Here is a 17,254-nt window from a genome sequence, read left to right on the forward strand (position 1 = left end):
AACAACGAACAAGCACAGCCGACAACCCTTGGTTGTCGCCTATGGTGGGAGCCATGGATCTCGACGTGGCGCACGTACGTGCCTTCGTGCGCACCGCCGAGGAACTGCACTTCGGACGGGCGGCCGGACAGCTCGCCATCTCCCAGCAGGCGCTGTCCAAGAGGATCGCGCGGCTGGAATTCCTGCTCGGCACCGAACTGTTCCAGCGCGGCGGCAACGGCGTACGCCTCACCGAGGCCGGACAGCGTTTCCTCCTGCCGGCCCGGCAGGCCGTGGCCGCCGCCGACGCCGCCGTCGCGGCAGTGGTCGTCACGGATGATCCGTTGCGCGTAGACGTCTGGGGTCACCTCTACGCGCCGATGCGGACGCTGGCCCAAGTCGCCGCACGGGCCGGAGAGCTGACGTTGGGGCACGGGCGCGATCTGCCGTCGGTGACGACGGCACTGCTGCGCGGCGACATCGACGCGGCCTTCGGCCGGGTCCACCCCCCGCTGCCCGCCGGCCTTGCCCACCGCCTCGTCCGCCTCGAGCCGGTGGATGCCGTACTGAGCGAGGACCATCCGCTCGCAGCCGAACCGGCGCTGCGACCGGACCAGCTGCGCGGCAGCATGCTGTGGGCGCCCGGCCCGCTGAACCGACTCGACTTCCTCCACCGGTTCGCCGACCGGTTCGGCATCCAGAACACGGCGACGAGCGTCAACCTGGGGCTGGCCCACTTCCTTGCCGAGGTGACGGAAGAGCCGCGACGCTTCTCGCTGGTACCTGCGGATGTGCCACTGCCGGAGGTCCCCGGACTGTGCTCCGTCCCCCTGGTCGATCCCACACCGCTGTACGCCTGGTCACTGCTGTGGCGCACCGGCAACGGGCACCCGGGACTGAACAGCCTCACCGCCGCCTGCGCGGGAGAAGCTGGGCGCAGGCGATGGCTGGAGTACGACCCGGCTCGCGACTGGCTGCCCGAACCACCACCAAGCGGTCCTGGCCCCAGGTGAGAATGACCTCGGTGCAGACAGCGCCACCGCGGCTTTCCTTGAAGGCCGTCTGCACCGCGGTATGTCTGGGCATTGGTTTCTTTCCTCCAGAAGGAGGCGGTAGGTAGGTATCCATCTCGGTCGGAAGGCGAGTGGCTGGGGCTACTTGCCCGCGCCCGGGCGGAGCGGAACCGCAACCGGGGCGGCCGGCCTCGTGCCGCCGGTCGGCGGCCAGAAGTGGATTCCTTCACCACCCCGCCCGCTCCCATCGACCCAGCTGTGCTGTGGCCGGTGCAGTTTGGCATCGTGCCGGCGCTGGCCTCTGCTTTCCAGCCTCGTAAAAGCGTGCGGAACCAGATCGAGGAAGCACGGATTGGACGCGCCGCTGTCGCCTTCACCCAGGTTTTGGCAGGCGGGGGCGGGGTGGGAAAGGCCCAGCTGGCCGCCGCCTGCGCCCACGCCGCCCCGGCTGAAGGCACTGAGCTGGTGATGTGGATCGATGCCACCGAGACTGCACAAGTGATCACTGCCTATATTCGGGCCGCCTGGCGGCTCCGGGTACCGGACTCGTCAGGGCAGGATGTCGAGACCGACGCGCGGGCCTTCCGGGAATGGCTGGCCGTCACCACCCGGGTCCTGGCTGATCATTTTGGCGACCTCGCTGATCCTGCTGGGATGCGTGACTGAGGGCCGCGAGCTCCGCTTGGAGGCCGAGGGCAGGTCCTTGTCACCACCCGCCTTCGGGACGCGGTACTTTCCGGCAATGGCCGTGCCCTGATTGACCTTCGACACCTACGGCGCCTGCGAGGCGCTGGCCTACTTGAAGGAGGGTCTGACCTGCGCCGGAGCCACACCCCAGCCAGCCGCGTCACCAACCTGTGCGGACAGCACAGCTAGGCAGTCTCTGCACAGCGGTTTCGGTAGCGCCGTACCCGGTCGGGGTGCGGGCCGAGCAGACCGGTCGCACCCGGCTCCCGGTGCGCCGCTGGGCTGCACCCTGCTGCACCGCCGCAGGATGTGCGAACCAGGCGGCCGAAAGGTGGTTGAGCGCTCCCGGCTGCCGCCAATAAGTTCAGCTCGTGGAAAACATCGATGCGCTCGTCCTGCACGGATCGCCGGGCGCCGGGAAGACGACCCTGGCGCGGGCCGTCTCGGAAATCCTGCGGGAGGCCGATCTGGCTCACGGGGTGATCGACCTGGATGAGATCTCGCTGGTGCATCCCGACCAGGGCCGTTCCTTCGCGCGCGAGAACCTCAAGGCCATCTGGCCCCGCTACGCCGCGGTCCCCGATCTCAGACTCCTGCTGCCAAGCGTCATCGCGGACGAGGAGGAACTGGTGCTCCTGCGCGAGGCCCTCCCCGGCGCGAGCCTCGCCGTGTGCGAGCTGACCGCGCCGGAAACCGTTTTGAAGGAGCGGGTCACGGCGCGTGAGCCGAACGAGTTCTGGCGAGAGGGCCTGCGCAGCTGGGTCGACGTGTACCACGCGCGGAACGATCTCGACAAGATTCGGGACTTCCTCGTCTCCACGCACGAAAGGTCGGAGGAGGACGCGGCTCGAGAGGTCATCGACACGGTCGGTTGGCTCGCCGCATGACACGCCGCCGGGTACGGGCACCGGGTTCAGCGCCCCGCACTCCGGTCCTCCTCTCTCCCACCGCAGGGGCGCCGCGGACCGAGCTGAAAGCTGTCTCCTTGGTGTTCACTCACGGGACGGTGCCGGTCGGGTGCCGGACCTGACGCATCCGCTCGATGAGGTCCGCTCACCTGCCTCGCTCACAAAGCTGGTTGTACCGCCTCTATGATCGACCGGCCGCAGTACGACAACAGGTGGAGGGCGGATGCCTGGTCAGGTCGCCGCAGTGAGCCGTAACGAGGTGTACTCGTTCAGCAAGCCCACTCGCGATTCCATCACGCTGCTCACGGGGCTCGGAGTGGAAGGAGACGTTCACGCAGGTGAGACGATCCGCCACCAGTTCCGCATGACCTACGAGCCGGACCTGCCCAACCTGCGCCAGGTCCACCTGATGCACGAGGAACTCTTCGACGATCTCAGGCTCAAGGGCTTCAAGGTCTCGGCGGGCCAGCTCGGCGAGAACATCACCACGCGCGGGGTGGACCTGTTGGGCCTGCCCACCGGCGCTCTGCTCCATCTCGGGGAGGAGGCAGTGCTCGAGGTGACAGGACTGCGTAACCCGTGCTCGAAGATCAACGACTTCCGCCAGGGGCTGCTCGGTGAGGTCTTCGCCATGGATCCCCTGTCCGGCGAGTTCACCTTCAAGTGCGGCGTCATGGCTGTGGTCCGCCGTGGAGGGACGGTCCGCTCCGACGATTCCATCGGGGTCGAGCCCCCGCCCCTTCCCCACCGCCCGCTGGAACGGGTCTAGGTTTTTTGTTCCGTGGCCACCGGCGTGCCCAGATGAGGATGGCGGCGAGGGGGAGTGCGGCCTGGTAGGCGGTCCGCTCGCGTGGCCAGGTCTCGACACTGCTTGAGTCGGTTGATGCACCGTTCGACGGAGGTGCGCTGCTTGTTGGCCAACGAGGGACGATGTGGCTGCGGTTGACGCCTGTCTCACTCACGGTCCAGGACCTCGGAGTGGGTGGAGTGGCACGGCGGCCCCGCCACGAGTTCAGCGCCGCCTGACGTCCGGCGGCAGCAGCCGGGGCATGGCTGCCGTGGTTGGGTGACTTGTTCCGCCATCGTCTGCCGGTGATCTTCGCTGATACGGTCCGGTCATGCCGCGCCTGGTGGAAGTCCCTGGGTACGTACGTTTCTTGACTGCCTCGGCTGTGTCTGCGTTCGGTTCTCAGGTCACGGGGCTGGCGTTGCAAATGCTTACCGCCGTGGTGCTGAGCGCATCCGCCACAGAGGTAGGCGTCGTCAACGCGGCCCGCTGGGTTCCGTATCTGCTCTTCGGACTCATAGCCGGGGTCGTGGTGGACCGCTGGCGGCGCAAGCCGATGATGGTCGTCACGGACCTCGGAAGGGCGGTCCTGCTCGGTGCGATACCGGTGCTGTATGCGCTGGATCGGCTCAGCATCCCCGCGCTGTGCATGGTCGTCTTCGTGTTCGGAGTGCTGTCCTTGCTGTTCGAGGCGGCGAACCAGTCGTATGTGCCACAGCTGGTACCGAAAGAGCTGCTCAACGCGGGATACGCCCGGGTGCAACAGGCCGACGCGGTGGCCGGTTCGACCGGCCCGCTGATCGCCGGGGTACTGATCAAAATCATGGGAGCACCGCTGGCCGTGCTGGTGGACGCCGTCACCTATCTGATATCCGGCCTGCTGCTCGCGTCGGTGAAGGCGCCCGACCCCGTGCCCGATCGAGGCGCACGGCGCAGCCTGGGCAGCGAGCTGCGCGAGGGCGTGGCATGGGTTTACCGGCACCGCACGCTGGCGTCCATCGCCCTGACCTCGCACGCGATGCTCCTCTTCAACAGCATGGTGAGCACGGTCTTCGTGGTCTTCGCCCTGCAGAGCCTCAAGATCGGGGAATTCGGTCTGGGGGTCACCTATGCCTGCGCGAGTGTCGGCGTGATACTCGGGGGTGCGCTCTCCGGTCGCGTGGCCAGAAGACTGGACGTCGGCGCCACTCTGATCGCCTTCCGCCTGCTCGCCGCCATCGGCTGGCTGCCCCTGGTTTTGGCCGTGCGTGGACCGTGGGCTCTTGCCTCTGTGTCGCTCGGCTTCTTCCTCGTGTCCCTGGCCATCGGCATCGAAAGCCCGGTGGAGATGAGCTACCGCCAGGCGGTGACACCCGATCGGCTGCGCGGGCGGATGAACGCGACGATCCGCTCGATGAACTGGGGAATGGTAGCCGTGGGGGCACCACTTGGCGGAGTACTCGCCGACCATGTCAGCTATCGCTTCGCCCTGTGGATCGGACTGTCCGGAGCAGTTGTCCAGGCACTCGTGCTGACGGTTTCTCCCGCCCGGAGGGCTCGTACTGGCGACGAACTCGATCCCTCGACAGCTGACCTGACACGGAACGGCGCAGAAGCCGCTGCCGGGGAGAGCAACGACTGATCAGCTCGCGGTGGCATCTTGGGCCTGGGTAACTGGTGGTGGCGAGACGGTAGGAGTCGCTGCCGGTCTCGATGATGTTCCCAGCAACTCCGCGCCGCGGAGGTCCAGTTCCATGTATCCGAGCTCGTCGGTCATACCGCGAATGCACCAAGCCGGGTGCTGGGGGCGAAGCTCTGATCAGCCGGTGATCATCCGTGGCAGGCTCGTGCTCTCCAGGCAGACGGAGGGGAGCATCTCGATGCAGGGTTTCGCGGAGACGGAAGGCGAAGTGTGCCCGGACTGCAAGGCGGGACCCAGCCCTGACCGAACTGGTCCAGGCGCACGCCGACACCACCGGTGTCGTCGGCCTGCACACGTGGTGGAGATTCTGGAGCGGCACTTCCCCCCGGAACTTCCCGACCCCGACCACGCCACCGTGGAGCGCCTGCCCGGCCTGCTTCGCGGGTGAAGTTCTCCGAGAGTTGCTGATGGTGAACTCGCGTTGCAGATAGACGTCCCGGCTCCTCTCGCCGGGTTCCAGGAGGATGGCGCCGGCGGCATGGGGCCGCCTGTCCTCATCGGCAACGACCAGGTCGCCGTCGAACCGCGCCTGCACGCCCCGGTCGCTGAGGTTCTCCAGGACCAGGACCTGCTGCAGCACGAGAAAGTTGGCGCCGTCCTGCTCTGAAGAAGTGCCAGGTTTGCCCGTTCGGCCAGGGTTGCGCGGCATCCCCGTACTGTCTCCACGTCGAGAACCGCGAGGGCCCGAAGGCGACCGAGGGCAGTCTCCGCCTCCGTGAAGACGGCTCGTGCTTTTGAGGTCAGCAAGGCCTGCTCCCCGGAAGTCCACCCGTGATCACGCTGGGCGAGGTGGGGCGGCACCTCGCCCCTGTCGAAACGCCGTCGCGCGTGCATCGCGCTCTCGCCGACTGGCTCGCCCAATCCGTCACGTGCGACGGCAAGGGCACGGACAGGTGAGAACTCATGCCAACGCACCGCTGTCGATGGAGGGGCGTCGCCGTCTGATCGAACGATGTGAGACTCGTCCGATCGCGCACGTCGCGGCAGATATGGGCCCTGCGCGCGGTGCACCTCAGGACAGTGCGGTGGGATCCGTCCTGCGGGACGGGGACGCAGTCGCCGGGTCAGCCGTCGGGGCGACCTGCGGGCAGGACTCGCCGCCGGATCTCCTCAACGACGATCACCGCATCACGCGCACCAGACGCGCACCGATGTCCGCACCCTGCGCACCGGTGCGCGCACTGCCGACGCGATGAACTCGCCGCCGACGCGCCGGTGCGCGTCATGTGCGTACCGCGGTGCGCACCGGCCACCGGCGGGAGAGCTCTTGCTCCGCACCCGCCCGCCCACCATCACCTGCGTCAACTGGTGCGGTGTGTATCCGGTGGGCACTCCCAGCTCGGTGATGCGCACTGCGGCGGTGCGGTGCGCATCACCGCGTCTGGCGTTGCTGTGCGGGCTGGGTAGGGCCGGAATCCAGCCGGGCAGAAGCGTTGTCGGCCTCAGGCGAGGTGGATCACGTTCCGAGACAGGGCGGGGAGGGTTGCGCGCAGCACGCCGCCGTCCAGGACGGTGAGCATGGAGTGCTCGACGACATCCTTCAGGCCGTCGAATCCGCGCGGCCTCCGGGAAGTGGCGGTTCGGGTGCCGGCGCGGTGGTGCGGGGCACCGGTGCGGATGGTGCGGTGGCCTCAGGATTCGGATGCCAGGCTGAGTTCGACGGGCTCGTTCCGGTCGCAGGTCAGCCGGCCGGCGGTCACCCGCAGGGCGGCCACCTGAAGCGAGGAACGGCGATGCGAGTAGTCCGCGTCGTCGCTCTGCGGCGTCCGGTCGGGATGGGTGAAGTAGAAGGCGTACGCCGTCTCCCCCTGGACGGCCACGTCGGCGTGGTAGCCGAATCCGCCGTCGTCGGGGCGGCTGCCGGGAACGTCGAGGATCAGCCCCTGGTACTCCCAGCGCTCCAGGTCGTCCGAGCGCAGCACGCCCTGCCCGCGCCACTCGTCGACGATCATCCAGTGAGTGCCGCCGAGTTCGAAGACGTTGGGGCCCTCGTGCGGCCGGTGGGTGACGGCCGGGCCGACCGGCCGCCATTGGTACAGGTCGGGGCTGTCGGCTGCGTGCGTGACCGAGCCGTGCGTCTCGTCCTTGAACCACATCCGGAAGCCACCGCCGGGCAGCGGGAAGACGCAGGCGTCGATCACCCGGTCGGAGCCGAGGTCCAGGGTGGCGACATACGTCCACACGAGCAGGTCGGGGCTGATGTAGTGGCGGATCTCGGCGCCTCCCGTCCAGTCGTCGGGCACACCGCGGATCCAGCTGACGTACATGTGGTACAGCCCGTCGTGCCAGACGATCTCCGGCGCCCAGAAGGTGTTGCGCCCCCATTCGGGGTCCGGGACGTCCAGGGTGCCGCGGTACGTCCAGGTGCGGCCGCCGTCGCCGGATGCGGCGACTCCCAGATCGGTGCCGTGCACCCAGGCGACACCGGGGCCCGCAGCGGTGGCCCGGCGGCTTGTGTAGACGAGCCACCATTCGCGGGTCCGACGGTTCCAGACAGCCACCGGGTCGGCGGCACCGTCGTGGATCGGGTCACGGAACAGCGGTCCGCTCGCTGTGCCTGTCACGTGGGCATCTCCCTTACTTGAGACCGGAGTTGACGAAGCCCCGGACGTAGGAGCGCTGGGCGGCGAGGAAGAGCAGGATGACGGGGACGAGGTACAGGACCGCACCGCCTGCCAGGAGGTTGGGCAGCGGGAAGCCCTTGTTGTTGACGTAGCCCTGGCCGACGCCGACCGCGAGGGTGGTATTCGACTGGTCGAGCAGCAGGTTCGGGGCGATGAAGTCGCCCCACACCGCGTTGAACGCCAGGACGAAGGCCGTGACCATCAGCGGACGGGACAGAGGCAGGAAGATCTGGAAGAAGACCCGGATCCGGCCGGCGCCGTCGATGACCGCGGCCTCCTCCAGCTCCTTGGGGAAGCTGGAGAAGAACTGCCGGTACAGGAAGATGGCGTACGGCGCCCCGGCGGAGCCCCACAGGACCCACGGCCAGTACGTGCCGACCATGCCGAGCTGGGCGAACATCAGGTAGGTGGGGATGAGGGTGACGATCTGCGGCACCATCATGGTCGAGATGAGCAGGCCGAACAGCAGGCTCTTGCCCGGGGCGCGCAGCCGGGCGAAGCCGTAGCCGACGAGCGCCGAGCTGATGGTGGTCAGGAAGGCGTTGACGACGGCCAGGATCACCGAGTTCCGGCCGAACCGCCAGAACGGGATGGTCTTCACGGCGTCGGCGTAGTTGTGCCAGTCCAGCACCGACGGCAGCCAGGTGTCGGAGGACATCTCGTCGGCCGGCCGCAGCGAGCTGATCAGCAGCTCCACGAAGGGCAGTGCCATCAGCACGGAGATGACGAGCAGGACCGTGAACACCAGCAGCTTCTTACGGCTGCGTCGGCGGCGCCGGGCCGGTGCCGGGGCGGCGGGCTGTGCGGCAGCCGGCGTGACGGGCACGACAGCGGTCACGGGGCTTTCCTTGAGCGGCATGGCGGATCAGCCCTCCTTCGAGGCGGCGTTCGGGTCGACGGCGTAGAACACGCTCCGTCCGGCCACCTTGAAGATCACGGCGGTCATGGTGACGATGACCAGGAAGAAGATCGTGAGCATCGCCGAGCCGTAGCCGTACCGGGAGTAGGCGAAGAACTGCGAGTAGACGTCGACCATGTAGACCCGGTTGGCGTTGGGGATGTTGGTGTACACGTTGGCGACGCCGTCGCTGATCGGGGAGAGCAGCAGGGCCGGAACGAACGTCTGCAGTGTCGTGATGGTGACCAGGACGGTCTGGAAGAGCAGGACCGGCGAGATCACCGGGAGGGTCACATGCCGGAAGGCGGTAAAGGCGCCTCCGCCGTCCAGCCTCACGGCCTCCAACTGCTCGATGGGCACCGTCTGCAGGGCGGCGAGGTTGATGATGAGGCCCGCGCCGATGCCCCACAGCAGGACGACGATCAGGACGATGAAGGCCCGGCTGCCGGTCAGCCACATCAGCGCGTTGACGCCGAAGATGTGCAGGAACCGGTTGACGCCCCCGGAGTTCTGGTCGAAGGCCACCTTCCAGATGAGGGACGCCGCGACCGGCGGCACGATCGCCGGGATGTAGATGAGGGTCCGGAAGACGGTCCGCCCACGGACGCGCTCGTTGAGCAGCAAGGCCAGCAGCAGACTGCCGACGATCGTCGTGGGGACGACGATGGCCACCAGCATCAGCGTCTTGCCCAGGGACGACATGGTGTCCGCCGACGTGAGGACCTCACGGTAGTTGTCCAGGCCGACCCATGGCTTGAACGGCGCGATGCCGTCCCAGGCGGTGAAGCTCAGGTAGAAGGCGTATCCCACCGGGAAGACGGTCAGCAGCGCGGTGCCGATCAGCCAGGGTGAGACGAAGCCGTAGAAGGCCAGCGCCTCGCCCCGGCGGCTGCTGCGCCGGGGCCGCCGTACCGGCGCGGCGGCCCGCTCACTTCGCAGTCGCATGACCAGTGGCCTACTTTCCGACGAGCTTCTTGCCGCTGGCCAGCAGGGCGTTGACGTCCTTGGTGAGCTGATCCCCCAGCCTGGCAACCGAAGCGCCCGAGCCCACCATGGCGGTGAAGGTCTTGGCGAGGGTGGTGTCCAGCGCGGTGGTCTGCGCGTACGGCGTGGCGTTGTGCAGGACGTCGACGTAGTGCAGTTCGTCGGACTGGACCTTGAACGCGGCCTTCTCGAACGCGGTGGACTGCGGCACGACGGCCAGCATCGACTTCAGCGAGGGCAGGCCGTTGCCGGCCGCGATGCGCTTGTGTGCACCCGCGCCGCCGCAGTACCACTCAAGGAACTGGAAGGCGGCACCGGGGTTCTTGGACTTGGCCGGGATCCAGTAGCCGACGGCACCGAAGGACGGACTGACCCGCTTCTTGCCCAGGGACGGGGCGGCGGCGAACACGCTCTTGGACTGGTACGCCTTGGCGGTGCTGCCGAGGAAGCCGCCGAACCAGAAGCCCTGCCCGGACGTGGCCTGCTTGCCCGCGACGTACTCGGGGCCGTCCCAGTCGGGGCTGGGGTTGATCAGCGAGTAGCCGACCTTGTCCTTCGCCACGTCCACCAGCCAGGTCAGCGCGGCGATCGCCTCCGGTGAGGTGAAGTCGGCGGTGCCCAGGTCCTCGGACAGGATCCGGCCGCCGGCGCTCGCCACCATGGACCCGATGCGGTTCATGCTCGCGGTGGTCGTGAAGAGCCCGTAGACGCTGGTCTTGCCCCCCTTGGCCCGGGTGAGCTTCCTGGCGGCGTCGGCCAGCTCGTCGTAGCTGATGGGCTTGGACGGGTCCGGGGCCTTCAGGCCTGCATCGGACCACATGTCCGAGTTGTACCACCACATCGCGTCCTGCGACCAGTCCTTGGCGATCCCGTACCGGGAGCCCTTGCCCTGGGTGGTGCCGTCCCACTTCCAGACGTCGTTGATGGGCAGGATGTCGGCTTCTTTGAGCACGGTGCTCTGGGCGAAGTACTCGTCCAGGTTCAGGGCGACGCCCCGGCTCGCGATGTAGGGGGTGACGTCGGTGCCGGCGTCGCGGACCACGTCCGGCGGGTTGCCTGCGGCCAGCATGGCGTTGAGCCGGGTCACGTCGGTGTTGATCTGCTTGATCCTGACGCCGGGGTGGGCCGCCTCGAACGCGGCGACCTCGGCGGCGGTGATCTCCCCCTGGACGCTCATGATGGTGAGCGTTCCGCTCTTGGCCTTGCTGGGGGTCTTGGATGCCGCCGTGTTGCTGTTCCCGCATGCGCTCAGGGCAGCGGCGCCGGCCAGGAATCCGGCGCTTCGGAGGACGGAGCGTCTGCTGATAGCCGATGGGGACATGGGGCCAACTCCTCTGGCAAGTGGATGACGACGCCGACCGGGCGACGCGGAGTGAGGACATCGGGCAGCAGGAAGCAGGCGGCAGCGGCAGCGGCGACCTGCTTCCACCGACCTGGGCGGCTACGTCGGGCGGTGAGGGCCGGAACCGGCGAAACCGGAAGTCACGGCTGGAAGCGGCATCAGAATGTAGCTCTGGTTCATCGTAGTCAACCCTTCGCCGCGACGTTTCTATTCGGTTCCGGTTGGCCTGAGGACGGACTCTCGCGTCACTTGCTCGCGTTTTGCACAGGTGAGAGGCCGCTTCGCTTACATGTCTCACCGGGTTCATCTCGGCCACAGTTGATCTCCGGCCATGTCGGCGGCGGTCCGCTCCGTTGACATCGATGAACTTGGAGTGCGACGCTCACGCCGCCACAGGGCGCAGCCACCATGAGGAGACTCCCTTGCCCCGACCCACCGTGAACGAGGCTCAGGCCGCGGCAGCCTCGCCTTCTTCCGCAGACGCTAGACCGTGGCAGCCCGCCGGCTACCTGTTCGCCCACTTCACGGGTGAACATCTGGCCGATGGGGAACGCGTACGGTTCGCGCTCTGCGACAGTCCCCGGATGGGCCAGTGGAAACAGCTCGACGGCATCCCTCCGCTCGCGCCCGCAGACGGCGGAGCCAGGGACCCGTTCCTGATTCGCGCCGCGGACGGCAGCGGCTTCCACCTGATCGCCACCGACCTACGCATCCACGGTGGCGGCGGCTGGGAGCGGGCCATCGCGCACGGCAGCCGCAGCCTGCTGGTGTGGCACTCCACCGACCTGAGCCACTGGGACGGCCCCCACCGGGTGGAGGTCATGCCGGAGCAGGCAGGCTGCGTCTGGGCGCCCGAGGCCGTCTGGGATCCCGGCCGCGCGGAGTACCTGGTGTTCTGGGCCTCCACCGTCTACCCGGAGGACGACCCGGAGCACGTCGGCCCCTCGTACCACCGCATGTTCCGTGCCACCACCAAGGACTTCCGGACCTTCTCCGCCCCCCAGGTGTGGCTGGACACGGGCTACCCGGTGATCGACTCCACCGTCGTCGAGGACGAGGGCTGGTTCTACCGCTTCACCAAGGACGAGCGCCTGCCCGGGACCCCCGGTGCCCCTGACGCCAAGTTCGTCTTCGTGGAGCGCTCGCGGACTCTGGATTCCCCGCACTACGAACCCGTCACCCAGGGCGTGGGGCGCGGCGTCGACGGACGGCCCGGCCTGGAGCACGCCGAAGGCCCCATCGTGCTTCCCGCCCCGGAAGGGAACGGCTGGCTGCTGCTCCTGGACGAGTTCTTGGGTCGCGGGTACGTGCCCTTCCACGCCGACCGTCTGGACAGCCCGACATGGCTGCCCGCGGCCGACCCGGCCGACTGCACGATGCCCAAGGGACTGCGCCACGGGTCGGTGCTTGCGCTGACAGCGGCCGAATGTGCCGGGCTCCGCGAACTGGCTCCGGCGGAAGTCTAGGGTTCTGCCATGTCCACGATGCATGATGTGGCCCAGCGGGCCGGAGTGTCACCCAAGACGGTCTCCCGGGTGGTCAACGGCGAACCCGGCGTCAGCGAGCGCACCCGGCGCAAGGTCGACGCCGCCATAGCGGAGCTGGACTTCCGCCCCAACACGATCGCCCGCAACCTGCGCACCGGCCGGACCGGACTCATCGGCCTGGCCCTGCCCCACCTCTCGCAGCCCTTCTACGCCGAACTCGCCGAAGCGGTCATGCGCGAGGCCGATCGCCACGATCTGACCGTGCTCACCGAACTCACCGGCGGAGACGCCGAGTCGGAACTCGCCCTGGCGAGCGAGCACGGGCCCTACCTGGCCGGCCTCGTGATGTACCCGGTCGGCCTCTCGGACGAGCAGGCGCGCTCCGTCGCCCGGACCGTGCCGACGGTGTTCATGTCGGAACGGGCCTACCAGGCACCAGTCGACCGCGTCGCCATGGCCAACCAGGAGGGGATAAGGGCCATGGTCGGTCACATGGCCTCCCTCGGCTACACCCGGATCGCCGCCCTCGGCGCCGACCACACCGGACGGCCCGAGCGGGCAGCGGCCCACCTGCGCCTGGACGGCTACCGGGACGGGCTGAGCGACGCCGGCCTCCCCTACCTGCCCGAACTCGTCTGCGAGGTGGGCACCCCCGACTGGGACCGGCAGCACGGAGCGCAGGCGACGCGCCGGCTGATCGAGCGCGGTGTCCCCTTCGACGCCGTGGTCGCCTTCGCCGACGCCCTGGCACTGGGCGCCCTGCACGCCATCCAGGAGGCGGACCTCGCAATCCCGGACCAGGTGGCCGTGGCCGGTTTCGACGACCTCGACGACGCACGCCACTCCTGCCCTTCGCTCACCTCCATCGCTCCCGGCACGGCCCAGATCGCCCGCGAGGCGCTGGCCCTGCTGAACGACCGTATGAACGGCACGGCCCCCGTGGACACCGCCCGGCTGGTCGTCGCCGACTTCGACCTGATGACCCGTGAATCGACTCTGGGAGGGGTGGCCGCATGGGGCACGGCGTGACGATGCGCACGGTGGCCGAACGGGCCGAGGTGTCCACGAAGACCGTCTCCAACGTCATCAACGGCACCGGCTCCTACAGCCCCGAGACCGAGCAGCGCGTACGCGCGGCCATCGACGAACTCGGCTACCGCATCAACCCCTTCGCCCGCGGCCTGCGCTCGCGCCGCACCGACACCATCGCACTGGTCCTGCCCAACCTCCGCCAGCCGTTCTACGCGGAACTCGCCGAGCAGATCATGAGGGCACCCCAGACACAGGGCCTCAAGGTCGTGCTCCACTCCACCCACGGGGACGCCCGGCGGGAGCGGGCCGTCCTGTCCGCGCACCAGGAACTGGTGGACGGCCTCATCTACGTACCCCACGCCCTCGGCCCCGAGGACTATCTGTCCCTGCCGCTGACCCGGCCCACGGTCGTACTCGGCGAACGCCCCGCCGGCGCCGCGGCACTGAGCCTGGACTACGTCGAGACCGCCGACGAAGAAGGCGCCCGCGCGGTGGTGGACCATCTCCTCTCCCAAAAGCGGAACCGCATCGCCGTCATCGGCGAACGAACCGGCCGACGGGCGGGAACCCGCCGCCTGCGCGGCTACCGCGCGGCTCTCGCCGAAGCCGGCGTGGACTACGACGACTCCCTGGTCATCGGCGTGGACGAGGCGGACCTGTCGTCGTCCGGCGTCGGGGCGGCCACCCGGCTGCTGCGCCATCGGGTCCGCTTCGACGCCCTCTTCTGCTTCAACGACGTCGTGGCCGTCGGCGCGCTGTCCGTCCTGACCCGCAGCGGCGTCAAGGTGCCCCACGACGTGGCCCTTGCCGGCTTCGACGACATCGAGGCGGCCCGCTTCGCCTCGCCGCCGCTGACCACCGTCGACCTGCGACGCGAGTCGATCGCCCGCACCGCCGTAACGCTGCTGCGCTCCCGCATGGCCCTGGAGGACTTCCGGAACCTGCCTGGCCGCAGCGAAAGCATCGGGTACGACCTGCGCGTACGGGCCTCGTCGGGAGTGCCTTCATCCCGTTGAGCCTGATCACCTGCCACTCAGCCACCGAGCCTCGTTGCCACCGAGTGAACCTCCATCCAGACGGGCCCCTGACCTTGGCGTCGGCTCAGCCAGCGGCCTTCCTCGGAGGCAGCTTGGTGAGCGCGAAAACGGCCCACATGACGGCCGGCTCTCCCACCACACGCTGATCAGTTACGACGGGCTGGCAGCAGGGGTCCACGGCATGCGCCAAGTTTCCAGACGGAGGGGCGGGACTCCTCGCCTGACCTGCGCCCAGTTGCGATCACCCGATACGGACTCCCGTTCGACGCCGCCACTCAAGATCGGAAAGACAACAGTTTCTGACCACCGGCGCTGTCACGCTCCGGGATCCAGGATCCCGACCACCTGCGGTGGTTGCTGCCGTCGGCCCTGTCCGAGTTGCTGGAGGTCGTCATCACCCGGCAGGACGCGCCGCCCAAACCGGCTCCGGACGGGATACACCTCGCCCCGAGCCGATTGAACGTCGGCCCGCAGCACGCGGATTCGTCGGTGACAGCCCCACAGACATGACTGCGGCACGCGCCGCTGGAGTCGTCGCCCTCGGAGCGATCTGGGGCTGGCACCCTCCAGCCGCTCTCCGCGCCGCCGGGGCCGATCACCTCCTGTCCGAGCCCGCCAGCATCGGGCCGTCCCTGCTGCACCACCTGCCCCTGACCGACAGCGCGTGACCCAGCACCACCACTACAGTGGAGGGGCGCCCTGCGGGCGCCCTTTTGCCCTTCTGCACTCAGAGGACACAGGCGAATGCGCGTGATGCGGCGACGAGCACCCGGCGTCGAGCTGGAGCACTGAGGACCCCGTTCCTCAGCCCGATTCGCGGTCCGGCTCGGCGCGCACCCATCACCCCGCCACCCCAATCTCTGAAAGCAGCCCCATGCCTGTACCGCCCACCAGCGGCCGTCTGCAATGGACCGACGTCCCCACGCCCCTACGAGCCCGCCTCGAGGACGCCCTGGGCGCGTCCGTCACCGACGCGGTCACCCCCGGCGGAGGCTTCGGCCACCAGCTCGCCGCCGCACTCCGCCTGGACAGCGGCCGACGGGTCTTCGTCAAAGCGGCCCCCGACACCGACCCGCTGACCACCGCCAACGTCCACGAGGCCGCTGTCCTGGACGCGCTGCCGCCCGGCGCCCCGGCCCCGGAACTGCTCGGCATCCACCACGCCGGCGGCTGGACCGCCGTGGTCATCGCCCACCTGGACGGCCCGCACCCCGACCTGTCCCCGCGCTCCGGCGACGCCGGGCGGACCTGGGCACTGCTGGACAAGCTCACCTCCAGCCCCGCCCCCGATCCGTACGCCGCAGCGGTGAGCACCGCCCCCTCAACAGCGGCGGCTCTGCACGGCTGGGACGAACTCCTCTCCGACCCGCCGGCCGACCTGGCCCCCGCCGCCCGCGACCGCCTGCCTCAGCTCGCCGAACTCGAAGCCGCCTGGCCCGCCCTCGCCCACGGCGACCGCATCGTCCACGGCGACCTGAGGGCCGACAACATGGTCCGCGACCACCACCTGGGCGTGACCTTCGTGGATTGGGCACACGCCACCACGGGCCCGGCCTGCATCGACGCGGCCTCCCTCGCTTCGCAACTGGTCCTCGCCGGACACACGCCCCAAGACGTCACCCGCCTGCTGCGCGACCACCCCGCCACCGCAGACAGCCCCGACACCACCCCGGCGTTCCTGGCCGCACTCACCGGCCACTGGCACCGCAACGCCCGCAAGCCCGCACCCCCCGGCGTCCCCGGACTGCGCGCCTACCAGCACCGCGCTGCCGCCGCCGGCCTCGCGCTCCTCAGCTTCCGCTTGAGCTGAGACCGCAGCCGCCTCGCTCTCGTGCCAGTGGCCGGCCGACCGCGTGACAGTGAGGAGGGCATCTCGCGTCAGCAGGGAATCAGCCATCAGCCCGCCCACCCGATGTCACGAACCTCGATCACCGCGGCATGCGGCATGTAGTGAATCCAGCACCGCCGACCGAACGCCTCTCGGATCTCCTCCACGGAGCGTCGACCGCAAGCACCAGCGCCTCCACATGCTGACCGAACCGACGGGGGCCGCTACGCCAAGCACGGCACCCACGTCCCCGGGGAGCTCGTCACGCTCCCCGGGGACGTGGGCGGCAAGGTCGTGCTGGACGTCGAGCGCGTCCTCAAGGCCGGGCTGGCCTGAGCTAGTTGGCCGTGTCCACCTCGCTCTCCGGCACTTCCGCCAACTCCACGTCGTGCACGAGGGGTCCGTCCCCCACGACCACCTGGCCCGCTCGGGACGCGTACGGCGCAGCCGTCGCCGCCAGCAGGTACTCACCGGCCCCCGGCACCGCCACGACGTACGACCCGTCCGCCAGCGACGTCACTCGGTCCAGCTGACGCCCACCCTTCGTCAGGAGCGTCACCGCCGCGCCCTCCACCGGCTCGCCCTCCTGCGTGCGGACGAAGCCGTGGATCACCGAAGCGGGCTCACTCGGCGACGGGACCTCGTCCTCGTCCTCCTTCGGCTCCACCGCCAGATGCGGCAACCGCTTCTCCAGCCCGGCCGGAAGCCACCAGTTCGCCTTGCCCAGCATGTGCATCGCCGCCGGGACCAGCGCCGTACGGAGGATGAACGCGTCCAGGGCAACGGCCGCCGCGAGGCCCAGGCCGAGCATCGCGCCATCGAGGGTGCCGCTGAGGACGAAGGCGCTGAAGACGCAGATCATGATCAGGGCGGCGGAGTTGATGACCCGGCTCGTCTCGGCGAGGCCCACGCGCACGGCCCGTGCGTTGTCCTTCGTGTGGACCCACTCCTCGTGGATCCGGCTCAC

Annotated in this window: 16 protein-coding genes and 1 pseudogene; 11 read left to right on the top strand and 6 right to left on the bottom strand. The window is 69.0% G+C overall.

The features are described from left to right. Positions 1-53: 53 nt before the first annotated feature. The 4 genes from ABZ027_RS31625 to ABZ027_RS31640 all read left to right on the top strand — a co-directional run bounded on the left by ABZ027_RS31625 (position 54) and on the right by ABZ027_RS31640 (position 3,356). Complete coding sequence (locus ABZ027_RS31625; RefSeq protein WP_356774244.1) at positions 54-992, top strand: LysR family transcriptional regulator; 939 nt, start codon at positions 54-56, stop codon at positions 990-992. 270 nt (positions 993-1,262) lie between these two features. Beyond that, positions 1,263-1,658, top strand: coding sequence for a hypothetical protein (locus ABZ027_RS31630; protein ID WP_356774246.1), 396 nt, complete (start codon positions 1,263-1,265; stop codon positions 1,656-1,658). 392 nt (positions 1,659-2,050) lie between these two features. Continuing rightward, complete coding sequence (locus tag ABZ027_RS31635; RefSeq protein WP_356774248.1) at positions 2,051-2,566, top strand: hypothetical protein; 516 nt, start codon at positions 2,051-2,053, stop codon at positions 2,564-2,566. Between the two features lie 244 nt (positions 2,567-2,810). After that, complete coding sequence (locus tag ABZ027_RS31640; RefSeq protein WP_356774250.1) at positions 2,811-3,356, top strand: MOSC domain-containing protein; 546 nt, start codon at positions 2,811-2,813, stop codon at positions 3,354-3,356. Positions 3,357-3,366: 10 nt separating this feature from the next. On the opposite strand, the pseudogene ABZ027_RS31645 reads toward ABZ027_RS31640, so the two are convergent. Then, positions 3,367-3,505, bottom strand: a pseudogene (locus ABZ027_RS31645) (IS5/IS1182 family transposase); the annotation flags it as partial. A gap of 200 nt (positions 3,506-3,705) precedes the next feature. On the opposite strand from ABZ027_RS31645, the gene ABZ027_RS31650 reads away from it, so the two are divergent. Continuing rightward, positions 3,706-4,995 carry an MFS transporter gene (locus ABZ027_RS31650; RefSeq protein WP_356774252.1) on the top strand — a complete coding sequence of 430 codons (1,290 nt, stop codon included), beginning with the start codon at positions 3,706-3,708 and terminating at the stop codon, positions 4,993-4,995. A 481-nt stretch (positions 4,996-5,476) separates the two neighbouring features. Continuing rightward, positions 5,477-5,662: a hypothetical protein gene (locus ABZ027_RS31655; RefSeq protein ID WP_356774254.1), complete on the top strand. Its 186-nt coding sequence runs from the start codon at positions 5,477-5,479 to the stop codon at positions 5,660-5,662. Between the two features lie 1,024 nt (positions 5,663-6,686). Here ABZ027_RS31655 and ABZ027_RS31660 read toward each other — a convergent pair. The 4 genes from ABZ027_RS31660 to ABZ027_RS31675 are packed head-to-tail and all read right to left on the bottom strand — an operon-like array spanning position 6,687 to position 10,882. Beyond that, positions 6,687-7,619, bottom strand: coding sequence for a glycosyl hydrolase (locus tag ABZ027_RS31660; RefSeq protein ID WP_356774256.1), 933 nt, complete (start codon positions 7,617-7,619; stop codon positions 6,687-6,689). A 13-nt stretch (positions 7,620-7,632) separates the two neighbouring features. Further along, a complete protein-coding gene (locus tag ABZ027_RS31665) occupies positions 7,633-8,517 on the bottom strand; it encodes a carbohydrate ABC transporter permease (RefSeq protein ID WP_356774258.1) in 885 nt (294 codons plus the stop codon). 27 nt (positions 8,518-8,544) lie between these two features. After that, positions 8,545-9,522 (bottom strand): sugar ABC transporter permease, encoded by a 978-nt coding sequence (locus ABZ027_RS31670; RefSeq protein WP_356774260.1) that lies wholly within the window; start codon positions 9,520-9,522, stop codon positions 8,545-8,547. Positions 9,523-9,532: 10 nt separating this feature from the next. Continuing rightward, complete coding sequence (locus ABZ027_RS31675) at positions 9,533-10,882, bottom strand: extracellular solute-binding protein (protein WP_356774262.1); 1,350 nt, start codon at positions 10,880-10,882, stop codon at positions 9,533-9,535. A gap of 605 nt (positions 10,883-11,487) precedes the next feature. Between ABZ027_RS31675 and ABZ027_RS31680 the strand changes: the two genes are divergently transcribed. From ABZ027_RS31680 to ABZ027_RS31700, 5 genes are all read left to right on the top strand, one after another. After that, positions 11,488-12,369 (top strand): glycoside hydrolase family 43 protein, encoded by an 882-nt coding sequence (locus ABZ027_RS31680; protein ID WP_356774264.1) that lies wholly within the window; start codon positions 11,488-11,490, stop codon positions 12,367-12,369. A 9-nt stretch (positions 12,370-12,378) separates the two neighbouring features. Further along, positions 12,379-13,419, top strand: a complete 1,041-nt coding sequence (locus ABZ027_RS31685) for a LacI family DNA-binding transcriptional regulator (RefSeq protein ID WP_356774266.1) — start codon at positions 12,379-12,381, stop codon at positions 13,417-13,419. Beyond that, positions 13,404-14,438, top strand: coding sequence for a LacI family DNA-binding transcriptional regulator (locus tag ABZ027_RS31690; protein WP_356774268.1), 1,035 nt, complete (start codon positions 13,404-13,406; stop codon positions 14,436-14,438). The genes ABZ027_RS31685 and ABZ027_RS31690 overlap by 16 nt, the downstream gene beginning before the upstream one ends. Positions 14,439-14,965: 527 nt before the next feature. After that, positions 14,966-15,127, top strand: coding sequence for a hypothetical protein (locus ABZ027_RS31695; protein WP_356774270.1), 162 nt, complete (start codon positions 14,966-14,968; stop codon positions 15,125-15,127). 206 nt (positions 15,128-15,333) lie between these two features. After that, a complete protein-coding gene (locus ABZ027_RS31700) occupies positions 15,334-16,269 on the top strand; it encodes a phosphotransferase (RefSeq protein WP_356774272.1) in 936 nt (311 codons plus the stop codon). Positions 16,270-16,624: 355 nt separating this feature from the next. Here ABZ027_RS31700 and ABZ027_RS31705 read toward each other — a convergent pair. Further along, positions 16,625-17,254, bottom strand: a 630-nt coding sequence (locus ABZ027_RS31705) for a carboxypeptidase regulatory-like domain-containing protein (protein ID WP_356774274.1), incomplete at its 5' end; no start/stop codon positions are given.

This window comes from Streptomyces sp. NPDC006332, assembly GCF_040612855.1.
Classification (GTDB): Bacteria; Actinomycetota; Actinomycetes; order Streptomycetales; family Streptomycetaceae; genus Streptomyces.

What these genes read in the sequence shown, in the direction of transcription:
- ABZ027_RS31625 (WP_356774244.1), top strand. Translation starts at nt 54, where the DNA reads ATGGATCTCGACGTGGCGCACGTACGTGCCTTCGTGCGCACCGCCGAG.
- ABZ027_RS31640 (WP_356774250.1), top strand. Translation starts at nt 2,811, where the DNA reads ATGCCTGGTCAGGTCGCCGCAGTGAGCCGTAACGAGGTGTACTCGTTC.
- ABZ027_RS31650 (WP_356774252.1), top strand. Translation starts at nt 3,706, where the DNA reads ATGCCGCGCCTGGTGGAAGTCCCTGGGTACGTACGTTTCTTGACTGCC.
- ABZ027_RS31670 (WP_356774260.1), bottom strand. Translation starts at nt 9,522, where the DNA reads ATGCGACTGCGAAGTGAGCGGGCCGCCGCGCCGGTACGGCGGCCCCGG.
- ABZ027_RS31675 (WP_356774262.1), bottom strand. Translation starts at nt 10,882, where the DNA reads ATGTCCCCATCGGCTATCAGCAGACGCTCCGTCCTCCGAAGCGCCGGA.
- ABZ027_RS31680 (WP_356774264.1), top strand. Translation starts at nt 11,488, where the DNA reads ATGGGCCAGTGGAAACAGCTCGACGGCATCCCTCCGCTCGCGCCCGCA.
- ABZ027_RS31685 (WP_356774266.1), top strand. Translation starts at nt 12,379, where the DNA reads ATGTCCACGATGCATGATGTGGCCCAGCGGGCCGGAGTGTCACCCAAG.
- ABZ027_RS31690 (WP_356774268.1), top strand. Translation starts at nt 13,404, where the DNA reads ATGGGGCACGGCGTGACGATGCGCACGGTGGCCGAACGGGCCGAGGTG.
- ABZ027_RS31695 (WP_356774270.1), top strand. Translation starts at nt 14,966, where the DNA reads ATGACTGCGGCACGCGCCGCTGGAGTCGTCGCCCTCGGAGCGATCTGG.
- ABZ027_RS31700 (WP_356774272.1), top strand. Translation starts at nt 15,334, where the DNA reads ATGCCTGTACCGCCCACCAGCGGCCGTCTGCAATGGACCGACGTCCCC.